This is a genomic window from Kordia sp. E (assembly GCF_056033805.1).
This window is the reverse complement of the sequence record NZ_JBRASR010000002.1, coordinates 54,303-67,159: the sequence shown is the minus strand read 5'-3', so window position 1 is coordinate 67,159 and position 12,857 is coordinate 54,303. Positions and strand designations below refer to the sequence as shown.

10 protein-coding genes are annotated in these 12,857 nt (G+C 34.6%); 3 read left to right on the top strand and 7 right to left on the bottom strand.

The window, feature by feature from the left end:
- Window positions 1-72: 72 nt before the first annotated feature.
- The 7 genes from ACUUYC_RS03020 to ACUUYC_RS02990 all read right to left on the bottom strand — a co-directional run bounded on the left by ACUUYC_RS03020 (window position 73) and on the right by ACUUYC_RS02990 (window position 7,652).
- Window positions 73-1,191 (bottom strand): aminotransferase class I/II-fold pyridoxal phosphate-dependent enzyme, encoded by a 1,119-nt coding sequence (locus ACUUYC_RS03020; RefSeq protein ID WP_474263702.1) that lies wholly within the window; start codon window positions 1,189-1,191, stop codon window positions 73-75.
- 11 nt (window positions 1,192-1,202) lie between these two features.
- Window positions 1,203-2,147, bottom strand: coding sequence for a phosphotransferase (locus ACUUYC_RS03015; RefSeq protein WP_474263700.1), 945 nt, complete (start codon window positions 2,145-2,147; stop codon window positions 1,203-1,205).
- Window positions 2,147-3,595 carry a threonine synthase gene (gene thrC / locus ACUUYC_RS03010; RefSeq protein WP_474263698.1) on the bottom strand — a complete coding sequence of 483 codons (1,449 nt, stop codon included), beginning with the start codon at window positions 3,593-3,595 and terminating at the stop codon, window positions 2,147-2,149. Before thrC ends, ACUUYC_RS03015 begins: the two co-directional genes overlap by 1 nt.
- Before the next feature lie 5 nt (window positions 3,596-3,600).
- Window positions 3,601-4,548 carry a Rossmann-fold NAD(P)-binding domain-containing protein gene (locus tag ACUUYC_RS03005; RefSeq protein ID WP_474263696.1) on the bottom strand — a complete coding sequence of 316 codons (948 nt, stop codon included), beginning with the start codon at window positions 4,546-4,548 and terminating at the stop codon, window positions 3,601-3,603.
- A complete protein-coding gene (locus ACUUYC_RS03000) occupies window positions 4,529-5,497 on the bottom strand; it encodes a pyridoxal-phosphate dependent enzyme (RefSeq protein WP_474263694.1) in 969 nt (322 codons plus the stop codon). Before ACUUYC_RS03000 ends, ACUUYC_RS03005 begins: the two co-directional genes overlap by 20 nt.
- Window positions 5,494-6,972 (bottom strand): M28 family peptidase, encoded by a 1,479-nt coding sequence (locus ACUUYC_RS02995; protein WP_474263692.1) that lies wholly within the window; start codon window positions 6,970-6,972, stop codon window positions 5,494-5,496. The genes ACUUYC_RS03000 and ACUUYC_RS02995 overlap by 4 nt, the downstream gene beginning before the upstream one ends.
- Before the next feature lie 206 nt (window positions 6,973-7,178).
- Window positions 7,179-7,652, bottom strand: a complete 474-nt coding sequence (locus ACUUYC_RS02990) for an Lrp/AsnC family transcriptional regulator (RefSeq protein WP_474263690.1) — start codon at window positions 7,650-7,652, stop codon at window positions 7,179-7,181.
- 219 nt (window positions 7,653-7,871) lie between these two features.
- Here ACUUYC_RS02990 and ACUUYC_RS02985 point away from each other — a divergent pair, with 219 nt between their 5' ends.
- The 3 genes from ACUUYC_RS02985 (at window position 7,872) to ACUUYC_RS02975 (ending at window position 12,724) form a co-directional block, all read left to right on the top strand.
- Entirely contained in the window at window positions 7,872-9,179 is a 1,308-nt protein-coding gene (locus ACUUYC_RS02985; RefSeq protein WP_474263688.1) for a dihydrolipoamide acetyltransferase family protein, read from the top strand.
- 101 nt (window positions 9,180-9,280) lie between these two features.
- Window positions 9,281-10,345 carry a branched-chain amino acid aminotransferase gene (locus ACUUYC_RS02980; RefSeq protein WP_474263686.1) on the top strand — a complete coding sequence of 355 codons (1,065 nt, stop codon included), beginning with the start codon at window positions 9,281-9,283 and terminating at the stop codon, window positions 10,343-10,345.
- 306 nt (window positions 10,346-10,651) lie between these two features.
- On the top strand, window positions 10,652-12,724 hold the full coding sequence (locus tag ACUUYC_RS02975) for an alpha-ketoacid dehydrogenase subunit alpha/beta (RefSeq protein WP_474263684.1): 2,073 nt from the start codon (window positions 10,652-10,654) through the stop codon (window positions 12,722-12,724).
- Window positions 12,725-12,857 lie beyond the last annotated feature (133 nt).

Here is a 12,857-nt window from a genome sequence, read left to right as displayed (position 1 = left end):
ACTTATTGTAATCTAAGTTAGAAGGTGTATAAATCTACGATTTTTAGAAATAATTTTTAAACATCGACGCGTTTATAAATCAAAACGTTCTTTCAATGCTTGTTTTACACGTTCTAAACCTTCTAGAATAAATGTTTTGCGTTCTCCAATTCCAATTCTAAAATGATGGTCCATTCCGTAGCAATCGCCAGCCAAGATAAATACACTTTTTTCAGTACGTAACCATTCTGCTAATTCGGTAGAATTGATATCTAAATTATATTTTATAAATAGCATTCCTCCAGCTTTTGGCGCTGTATATTCAAACAAATCTCCATACTGATCTAACCATGCTTTTACAGCAACTAAATTTTCATTCAGCATTGTTCTGTTACGAGTTAAAATCTCTTGTCTTTTTTCAGGTCGTAACGCTATTTCACCAATATAATGACTCATAATTCCAGCTGTAATAGATGTGTAATCATGGTATGCCCAAGTATCAGCAATCAAATTTTCAGGACCAACCAACCAACCCAAACGCAATCCTGGTAAAGCATAGGCTTTTGACAATCCGCCATTCACCATTACTTTATCATGCATTCCAATAAAGCTTTCAATAGTTTTTCCATTCAGTTCTGCGCCTCTATATACTTCGTCACAGTAAATCCAAGCATCAACACTTTTGGCAATAGCAACAATTTCTTGCATTTCATCATTGGTAAATGTATAACCAGTTGGATTATTAGGGTTACAAAGCGCAATCATTTTTGTATTCGGTGTAACCAAAGATTTTAACTCAGCTAAATCGGGCTTCCATTCATTGTCTTCTCTTAAATGAAATGCTTTTGGAAAACAACCCATTTCTTCTGCTATTCCCCAAATCTGCATATAATTTGGAACCATCATTACAACATCATCTCCTTTTTCTAAAAGTGTATGACAAGCAATAAAATTAGCTTCTGAAGAACCATTGGTAACTAATATACTTTCTTCATGAGCACCATTATACATAGCGCTTATTCTTTTTCGTAAAGGAATAGAACCGTTTGTTTGCCCGTAACCCAAAACAGTATTGGTAAGTGTATCTATTTGATTTTTATCTAATAATTCATTTAATGTATACGGATGAAATCCACTTTCCGTTAAATTATAATCTACTGTGTTTTCAAATAATGATTGTACTCTTTCTAGTTCAAAAATTGGAATATTCATGATTTCGATTTTTAGTTTGTTAGTGCTTTAAATTCTTCTTTAGAAATTTGCATCACATTATCAGCAAGGTTTTTCATTTGCAAATAATGGTCTTTCTTAGTTGGTTCTGGACTGACATAATTGAAATTTTTATGTCGCCAAAAAGCCGTGTTTGTAGCAGCATACGCTGTAAATAGTTGCAACGCTTCTTTTTCTATTTGTAATAATTGAATTTGTTTTTGGTATCCTTTCAGTATATAAGATGCTCTTGTGAGATTTATTTTTTCACCTTCAGTACACGTACCAATAATCATCATGCCAATATCATACACTCGATAATAATTACAGGCTTCTTCAAAATCCATGATGGTTGCCTTTTCTTTATCTTTGGAAACAATGATATTATCGTAAAAGATATCACTATGATTTAGCGCAAAAGGGAGTTCTGTTTTTAATGATTTTTTTATGAGCTGCGCCATACTTTTCAACCATTTATAAAAATCTGATTCGGGAGCGTATAATTTAACAATGTCAAAATGTTCAATACCATAATTCAATTTTCTTGACAAAGAATCAGGCGCCTTTATTTGATGTAACTTGCTTAATTCTTCACCTACATACTCTAGTATATTATCAGGTAAGTATTCAATAATATTTCCTTGAATAAATTCTTTTACTATAATAGGTTTTTCATTAGCTATTGTTGCCAATTCTCCTTTAGTTGTTCTGATAATCTTAGATGTGTCAAAACTATTTTTAGCTAAATATTCTAGCAATAAAGCGAGTTCTGTAGCTTGCTTCAATGATTTTTGTTCACTAACAGTTAGAAGTATTTCTCTATTTTTAGTTTGTACCCAATAATTGGTGTTTTCAGAACCGCCGCTAAGCACTTTATAATCCGAAATACTCCCTAACTTGTAATTAGTATTTAGAATGTTTTCTAAATCAGTTTGGTTTAAATGTGTGCGTGTCATCATTAATTCTTTTTAAGTTCCCAATTAGATTCCATTAGCTGAAATAAAGCTTCTTTTGCATATGAATGGTCGCATAAATATACTTTTTCACATTGCTTTTTTGCTTTCTCAATACTTGGATGTGTTGCCTCTTTTGGAAGTATTTCTGTTCGAATTGCCTTTTTTATAATTTTTGGAAATTTTGCTGGATGTGCAGTTGCTAAACAAATGAGTTTTTCATTGCCAGCAACTTCTTTAAAAATATCGGCAGCCTGTAACGAAACTGCTCCATGCGGATCTAGTAAGTAACCTTCGGCGTTGTATATTTCATAAATTAGCTGCAAGGTTTCTTCGTCTGTAGCACTATTTGATAAAAAGCCTTTTCGGTAGGTTTCAAACGTTTCTTGATCAAAAACTACTTTTCCGTTTTGGGCAAACTCATCCATCCAAAACTTTATCTTTTTTACATCTTTTCCGAGACTAAAATATAAATGTCTCCAAAAATTGAATGGTATTAAAATATCAATAGCGGATGAAGGTGTTTCAAAAATTGCTTCTTTTGAAAAAACTCCTTTAGAGAAAATTCGATGCAAAGTAGCGTTTGTGTTATTGGCTACTATAAAATGTTTTACAGGAAGTCCCATTTTTCTTGCCAATGAACCTGCGCTCAAGTTTCCAAATCCGCCAGAAGGAACTGAAACATTAATTTTTTCTCCTATTGTATCGACTACTTGTAAATACCCATAAAAATAATGTACCGTTTGCATCATCACTCTTCCCCAGTTGATAGAGTTTACACTGGAAAGGTTCAATTTTTCTTTAAAAGCAGTGTCTCCATACATTTTGGCAATTACATCATCTAAATCATCTCCTCCATTTGGACAATTAAATACGCCAACTGGATAAATATTGCGATGTGGCAAACATGTCATCTGACGTTCTTGTTCTTCGGTAATCATACCTTTAGGATATAAAACCCAAGCATCTAAATTTGATTTTCCAGCAGCAAAATAAGCAGTTGCAGGTCCTGTATCGCCAGTTGTAGCAACTACAAAAGACATATATTTTCCTTTTCGTTCTAAAAAGAAATTGACTAAATTCACTAGAAAAGCTAATCCAACATCTTTAAATGAAATTGTCGGACCATGAAATAATTCCATGATATACGTTTCTTCTCTAGATTTTAGTTTGTGTAGCGGAATAATTTCATCTTTTTCAAAATCAGCATAAGCTACGCGTAAAATCTCTTTTAATTCGTTTGCGGTAATAATTGATCGATCAATATATAAGGAAAGAATCTCAAAAGCCAAGTCTGTATATGATAAACCTTTCCACTTAGATAATTGTTCAAGTGTGATGTTAGGAATTGTTTCGGGCACATATAATCCTCCATCAACTGCGAAACCATCTAAAATGGCTGTTTCAAAGTCAACAGCTTTTCCTCCGCCTTTATTACTAATATATTTCAACATGATTCTTAGGTTAATGTATTTGTATAAACAGCTTTTGCAATCATCATATCTTGTACGGCAACGCCAGTTAAATCTACGATGCTGATTTGTTGTTCATTTGCTCGTTGTAACGAAGAATTTTGAATAGCTTTTCCAAGTTCTATAACTTTATTAGAATCTAATTTTCCATCTTTTGTAGCGCGATAAATTTCTCCTCTACTTTTACTTTGCGGAATGCTATCAGCGATGATAATTTCAGCTTTAGCGAGTAAATCACTAGAAAGCTCTTGTTTGTCTGAAGTGTCAGAACCAACTGCTGTAATATGTGTGCCAGGTGAAACATCTTCAGCATAGAGCAAAGGTTTCTCTGAAGGAGTTGTCGTCACAATTAAGTTGGAATGTGAAGCAACTTCTGTAGGAGTATTTGCGATGTGGATATCGAAATCAGTTCCTAAATCCGATTTAAATTTAGCTGCATTTTCAGGAGTTCTTCCCCAAACCCAAACGGTTTTACAAGGTGTATACTTTTGAAGATATTGCAATTGCAATTTTGCTTGAATTCCTGTGCCAATAATACCAATAGCTGAAATCTGTTTTGGTGCAAAATATTTGGCAGCTAAAGCGCCAGCAGCAGCCGTGCGAATATCAGTCAAAAAACCTTCGTCAAGCAAAATAGCAACTGGCTGCCCAGTTTTCTGACTAAACAATAACATCAATCCTTGACTAGACGGAATTCCTAACTTAGGATTATCATAAAAACCTGAAGCTACTTTGATGACATAATAATCGTCATTCTTAATGTAACCATATTTAATATGTGCTTCGCCTTTTGGTTTTTCAAAAATCAATTCACCAACAGGAGGAACAACAGTATCTCCGTTACTATAGGCTGTAAAACCTTCTTCCATTGCGGCAATGACATCAATGTTTTGTAAAATGCTTTGTATTTCTTTTTTATGAATAATAGTTGCCATAACTCTGTAAAATTTCCGTTAGTAAATCGATGTTTATTTTCTTTCCAGTAAGTACTAGAACTACATTTTTGCCTGTATACTTTTTAGTAGTTAATAATGGAGCTACTGTAAGTGCACAAGCAGGTTCTATAATGGTTTGATGATATTTTACAATGAATGCCAATGCTTTTTTTGTGTCTTCTTCTTCAATAAGTTCAAAGTTAGAAACTAAGTTTTTACATATGTCAAAAGTAACCGAATCAGTTTCTATTCCACCCGCAGCAGCATCTGCGATAGTGTCTAAAGTACTTGGAGGAACAATGCTTCCTTTTTGAACAGAATCATACATCTCCGCAGCATTAACTGGTTGGCAACCTACAACATTCACAGCATCATTATCTGCATAATACGAAGCAATTCCCGAAATCAGTCCGCCGCCGCCAATAGGAGTTAAAATAGTATCAACTTCAGGAAGTTGTTCCTGTATTTCAAGTCCAATAGTTCCTTGACCTTTTATAATTTCTAAATCATTATAAGGGTGAATCAATACACCTCCAATTTCTTTAGCATGAGCAGTAGCTTTTTTTTCTGTCTCCATGCTATTTTTACCATAAAAAAACTTCTCTATAGGATAATTATCTAGCGGTTTTACTTTAGCTTCACTTGTTTGTTCTGGGAGAAATAAAATACCTTTAAAACCATGTTTTTTGGCTGCATGCCCAAAAGCGGCTGCATGATTTCCTGTAGATGCAGCAACAAATGGTTTCTTAAACTCTTTTGCGTCAATAGTACTGACCTTACTTAAAACACCGCGTATTTTAAAAGATCCGGTGCGTTGTAAGTTCTCCATTTTTAAATACACATTGGCTCCAGAAATTTTACTTAATTCAGGAGAAAAAACCAAAGGAGTTTTGTCTATGTCATTCTTAATGACTTCGTATCTCTGTTCTATCTCTTTTTTAGAAATCATGATTTTGAGTTTGGAAATTTTTGATCTATTGCTTCAGTAGAAGCTTTAATAAGTTTTACTACATTGATATAGAAGTTAGGATTTGTTACTTCGTAGTCATCTGTAGCTTTATGATAGCCAGGATGATCTTCTTCACTAAATGTAATATTAGGAATTCCTTTTTGGAAAAAAGGACCATTATCGGAAGAATACATCCAATAATCTTTTGTTTTATCATCAGGATTATCGTGTCCGTAAGAAACAGTTAACGGACTATTTTTAGCAACTGCAGCAATAGTCGTTTTAAATTGTGGATATGGAAAAGTACCTACTACATAAATTTCATTCTTTGGATTTCTGCTGATCATATCAAAATTGATATTCAGTTTAATATTTGCTAACGGAATATAAGGTTTGTTTACAAAGGCTATAGAACCGTGTAAGCCCAACTCTTCTGCATCAAAAGCAGCAAAAACAATAGAATGTTCAGGTTGGTTTTTTGAAAAGTGATTTGCCAAAAACAACAAAGCTGAAGTTCCTGAAGCATTATCGTCTGCGCCGTTATAAATAGTATCATTTACAATACCGAGATGATCATAATGCGCGCCAATTACGATATATTTATTCGGATACGTTTTCCCTTTTACGTAGCCTACAATATTGATACCTTCTCTTTCTTTTTTAGTCTTTTCATCTGTAAAAGTAAAAGGAATACTATAGCTATCAGTTAGTTGATGAAGTCCAATTGTATTAAAATAACTTGTAATTAAATCTTGAGCTTCTTTATTATTTCCTGTTCCGCGCCCTTTAAAAGCATCAGATGCAAGTGTTTTTTGAATGTCTAGAAGTTTTGAATATGGATTTGTAGTTACAATACTGTACTTTTCAATTTCCTCTGTAGTCATCCAATGAATATCATGAGCAGGCGCAGCTTCAAGTGTATACCAATAGAAATCTAACGGAATATTCATTTCGGTATAATAGTTTAAATACTTTTTATGTTCATCGTGATCTCTTGGGAAATCTAAAGCAACTTGATCACCTCCAGACCAAGAATGAACACCTAACTTTGCTGTAGGATGCACTGCTCGCTTTTTTCCCGCCAAAAACATATCGGTTCCACCAGAAGCGACCATTCCGTTTTCAGGAATATACGTGTTGATATTATGCTTTCTGATTTCTTGTGAAGCTACAAGATTAACAACATCATCTATAGAACCAGGAACCTCTTCCATAACCAAGGTTGTAATTTTTGGATTAGCTTCGAATGCTTCTTGTATGTCATCTAAAGTATTAGAATAGATAATTCCTTTCATATAAATAGTATCTTTTCCAACTTGATTTTCTTTATAATAAAATTCAGCAACTTGTTCGCCTTCCATTTTCATTAATATTCGTTGTCCAAAAGCACTACTATATAAAACTTGCGGAAAGAAGAATACAATAGCCACTAAGATGACTATTATGATTATTAAAAAAACGCCTATTTTTTTCATACAATTTATATTAAAGTATTAATAATTAGAAACAAAAAAACCTCCGTACACCAAAACCAATTTTTATTGATTTTAAGGTATACGGAGGTTTTCCGTAGAAATCTCACTTATCTTTCCAATATTCTTCCTTAAAGTTGAAAAACAAGTGTGTAACACATTGGTTACTAAATTTCAATGATACAAATATAGGAAAAAATTAAATAAGACTACAAATCGCTCAAATTCAATTCGTGCGTTTGCTTTCCTTTTGATAGTGCAATATAACTTTGTACACTTCCCAGATACGGAAGTAACGTAAGTTTTGTAATAATAAACTTTTCATATGCTTCTACATCTTCTACAATAAGCTTTAACAAGTAATCAAAATTCCCGGTTACACGATGACATTCAACAACTTCTGGAAAATCATTAATCTGTTTTACAAATTTTTCCAAATAACTACGCGTATGCCCTTGAAGTGTAATTCCGATAAAAACGGTCTGCTTTAAACCTAGTCTCTTTGCATTCAATAACGCTACATATTGGTCAATATATCCTTCTTTTTCAAGCTTTTTAATACGTTCAAAAACAGGTGTAGTAGACATTTGAAGTTCTTCTGCCATACTTTTAGTGGTACGATTACTATTCTCTTGAAGTAATTTCAAAATCTTAAAATCTATTTGATCTAATCTTAAACTCATAAAGATAAAATTTTCGTATACGCCTTTATAGAAGAACTATAAAAGAAAAAAATACATTTAAGTGGTAAAAATACAGAAAAAAACACTACAAATGAGAATCATAAGTAGTGTATTCATTTTTATAATTTCAAAAAATATTACTTTTGTTCTTATTTTTTCTGAAAATGTGTTATAAATACATACACTTAAAAAATAGCCCAAAAGAAAACACACACACTCATGCCTATCATACCGTTGAAAATGCCCAAAATGGGAGAAAGTATCTCGGAAGCCACAATCATAAGTTGGATGAAAGATGTTGGAGATACCATTGAAATTGAAGAAACCATTTTAGAAGTAGCAACGGACAAAGTTGATTCTGAAGTACCATCGCCATGTACAGGTGTTATTACTGAATTACTTTTTATGCCAAATGATGTTGTTCCAGTTGGTGAAATAATTGCACTAATTGAAGCTTCTGAAGGTGGTGAAGTAATAGCGGAAACTTCAAAAGAAGAAACAAAGTCAGAAGCACCTAAAAAAGTGAGTACTGCACCTTCAAATAATTCAGGGACAATAACTCAGAATTCAGAATTCGTACGAAATCCTGATGCATTTCTCTCTCCTTTAATTGTCAGTATTGCCAAAAAGGAAAACATGACCATCGAGGAAGTGCAAAGCATTCCCGGAACAGGAGCAGAAGGTCGTATTCGCAAAAGCGATGTGTTCAACTATTTAAAAAATAGGCAATATCCATTGGCAAGTCGCCCACAAGTGCAACCGAAAGTAGCAAAAAGTAGTTACAATCCACCACCAATAAAATATGTAGAAGGACATGATAATGTGGTAGAAATGGATCGTATGCGAAAAATGATCGCTGATCATATGGTGTATTCTAAGCACACTTCACCACACGTAACTGCATATATCGAAATAGATGTTACCAATATGGTAAATTGGCGAAATGCACATAAAATTCCGTTCCAAGAAAAATACAATCAGCGCTTAACTTTTACACCATTATTTGTAGAAGCAGTAGCAAAAGCAGTTGTTGATTTCCCAGGAATCAATGCTTCGGTTTCAGAAGATGGAAAGAAAATCATAGAACGTAAAGACATCAATATCGGAATGGCAACAGCTTTACCAAGTGGAAACTTAATTGTTCCTGTGGTAAGAAATGCTGACGAAAAAAACTTAAAAGGATTGGCTGCTGAGGTAAATCACTTAGCAAACGCTTCTCGCGAAAACAAACTCAAACCAGAGGAAATTCAAGGAAGTACATTCACAATATCCAATGTTGGAACATTTGGAAGTCTTATGGGAACACCAATCATCAATCAGCCAGAAGTTGCAATTCTAGCATTAGGAATCATCAAAAAACGCCCAGAAGTAATTACAACTGAAAAAGGAGACGAAATCGCTATTCGTAGTATGATGTATCTATCCTTATCATTTGATCACAGAGTTGTCGATGGATATCTTGGTGGATCATTCTTGCGAAAAGTTGGAGATTACCTAGAAGCATTCGATCCAAATAGAAAAATATAAAAGTGTTTAGAAGTTGAAAAGTTTATTTCAAACTTGTCACATCGAGCGCAGTTGAGATGAATCTCAATACTAACTACTAATCCCTCAATACTAAACAAACAATGGTACAAACATATACGATAGAAGTCACAAAAGCAGCAGAATCAAACGTTTCAAAACTCGATTTTGACAACATTCCATTAGGAAGAACATTCACAGATCACATGTTTATATGTTCGTATGAAGATGGCGCTTGGCAAACACCAAAAATTCAACCATTAGGAATGATTCCAACGCATCCTGCAGCAATGGCTTTGCATTACGGACAAGCTATTTTTGAAGGAATGAAAGCGACGGTAAGTGGAGAAGGAGAACCGTTACTATTTCGTCCAGAAGAAAATGCAAAACGATTAAACTTTAGTGCGCGTCGTATGGGAATGCCAGAATTTCCAGAAGATTTATTTGTAGAAGGATTAAAAAAAGTTGTTGATATGGAACGTGGTTGGATTCCACCACAAGAAGGAAGTGCTTTGTACTTGCGTCCATTTATGTATGCAACGGAACCATTTATCGGAATGCGCGCAGCAACAAGCTATCATTTTATCATTATAGCTTCACCAGCAGGTCCATTCTTCACAAAGCGCATCAAACTATACGCAGAAACAAAATATATTCGTGCAGCTGAAGGTGGAACAGGAGAAGCAAAAGCAGCAGGAAACTATGCAGCAGCTATTCGTCCAACAGAAATTGCAAAATCAAAAGGATTCGATCAAGTATTATGGTTAGATGCACACGAATTCGAATACATACAGGAAGTTGGAACCATGAATATCTTCTTCAAAATTGACGGAAAATTTATTACACCAAGTTTAGATGGAGCCATTCTAGACGGAATTACGCGTAAAAGTGTCATTGCAATCTTAGAAGATAACGGATATGAAATTGAACAGCGTCCAATTAAATTAAACGAAATCAAAGAAGCTTCAAAAAACGGAACTTTAGAAGAAGCGTTCGGAACAGGAACGGCGGTTGGTATTGCCATGATTCAAGCTATCGGACACAAAGAGGAGGAAATTCACGTATCTGACGAAAGTCCGGTTGGACAATTAGTAATGGATACCATCAACGGAGTTCGTTCAGGAAAACTAGAGGACAAACACAATTGGATGGTTGCTGTTTCAGAATAAAATATTTGGGCGTTACCTAAAGGTCGCGCTTTCGACTATATCTTTTTTCTATTCTCGATACAAATTTGTTTCATTTCGCTTTCGCTACTTAAAACAAATTCACTCGAACTGACGAAAAAAGGATGCCGCCTCAATCGCTAACGCTAAAGTTCTCATGAAAATGGGAAACTCAAAGAAACTCATAGTATTGAGTATTTAGATGTTAGTATTGAGAAGTACTCAGAAACAAAAAGTAAAAAAGAAATGAGAAATTAGCAAAGAAGGTATCTCAATACTCACTACTAAAATCTCACTACTATAAAAACAATGAATAAAGAAACACTACAAAAAGGATTTTCATTGCTATGTACAGCCAAAGCAATGGCAACATTATACGAAGACAATTTCAAGCAAGTTTCCAAATATGTACATGCAACGTCTCGCGGACACGAAGCAATTCAGTGTGCGTTAGGAATGCAATTAGTTCCACAAGACTATGCATTTCCGTATTATAGAGATGATGCAATGTTACTTTCTATCGGAATGCGTCCGTATGATTTAATGTTGCAATTACTAGCTAAAAAAGATGATCCTTTTTCTGGTGGGCGAACCTATTATTCGCATCCAAGTTTAAAAGAAGCTGATAAGCCAAAAATTCCACATCAATCATCAGCTACAGGAATGCAAACCATTCCAGCAACTGGAGTTGCGATGGGAATGAAATACAAAGAAATGCAAGGAATTGCTGATCAAGCAGCAAAAGACTCTCCATTTGATGAAACACGCGATTTAAATCCAATTACGGTTTGTTCGTTAGGTGATGCTTCGGTGACGGAAGGAGAAATTGCAGAAGCATTTCAAATGGCAGCGTTAAAGCAATTGCCAATTCTATACTTAGTACAAGATAATGGTTGGGATATTTCGGCGAATGCCGCAGAAACCAGAGCGCAAAACGCAGCAGAATATTCAGAAGGGTTTATAGGATTAGATGCTGTTTCCATTGATGGAGCAAACTTTACTGAAAGTTATGAAACACTTGAAAAGGTAATCAAAACCATTCGTGAAGAACGTCGTCCAATCTTAGTACATGCAAAAGTTCCGTTATTAAATCACCATACATCTGGTGTGCGAATGGAATGGTATCGTGATGATTTGGAAGAAGCACGCTCACGCGATCCATATCCAGTAATCAAACAACAATTACTAGACAATGGTTTTTCAGCTGAAGCTGTAGATAAAATAGAAGCAGACGCAATTGCACAAGTAAAAGCAGATTTTGAGGAAGCTTTAAAAGCAGAAGATCCAACACCTAGCGATTTATTTACACATGATTTTGCGCCAACGCCTGTAACGACAGAAGTAGGAGACAGAAGCCCTGAACGTGAAGAAAAAGTAGTGATGGTTGACTGTGCTTTGTTCGCAGTTGAAGAATTGATGCGCGAACACAAAGAATGTTTATTATACGGACAAGATGTTGGTGGACGTTTAGGAGGAGTTTTCCGTGAAGCGGCAACCTTAGCGCAAAAATTTGGAGATGATCGTGTATTTAATACGCCAATTCAAGAAGCGTTTATTGTAGGTTCTACAGTAGGAATGAGCGCAGTTGGATTAAAACCGATTGTAGAAGTTCAGTTTGCTGATTATATTTGGCCAGGACTCAATCAATTATTTACAGAAGTAAGTCGTTCGTGTTATTTATCAAACGGAAAATGGCCAGTTTCTATGATTCTTCGTGTACCAATTGGTGCCTATGGAAGTGGTGGACCTTATCATTCATCTTCAGTAGAATCTGTCTTAACAAATATTAGAGGAATAAAAATTGCGTATCCAAGTAATGGAGCCGATTTAAAAGGCTTGATGAAAGCTGCATATCATGATCCAAATCCTGTAGTAATCTTAGAGCACAAAGGATTGTATTGGTCTAAAGTGCCTGGAACAAAAGGCGCAACTTCAGTTGAACCATCAGAAGATTATATGTTACCATTTGGAAAAGCAAATGTATTGCAAGAAATCTGGAAGCAAGACGAAAAAGAAACCATGACGGTTATTACATACGGAATGGGAACACATTGGGCAATGAACGCTTCGGAAGGACAACGTGAAAACATTGAAATCATTGATTTACGAACGTTATTTCCTTTGGATGAAGAAGCAATTATTGCATCTGTAAAGAAAACAGGGAAATGTTTAGTAGTTACTGAAGAACCTGTAAACAATTCGTTTGCAAGAGCTTTGTGCGGAATGATTCAGGAAAAATGTTTCAAATATTTAGATGCACCAGTAATGATTATTGGTTCAGAAAACATGCCAGCAATTCCACTAAATAGTACCTTGGAGCAAACTATGATTCCATCTACAGAAAAAGTAAAAGCAAAGATTGAGGAGTTGATGCGATATTAAATTTAATTCTAATTTTCGTCAAACTGAACTTGATTCAGTTTCACATAATCTTTAAGAATTTATAGTGTCGAGATGCCTTTTTATGTAAATTTAATTAAAACCAGCGGAGTTTACTTCGCTGGTTTTTTTTTAT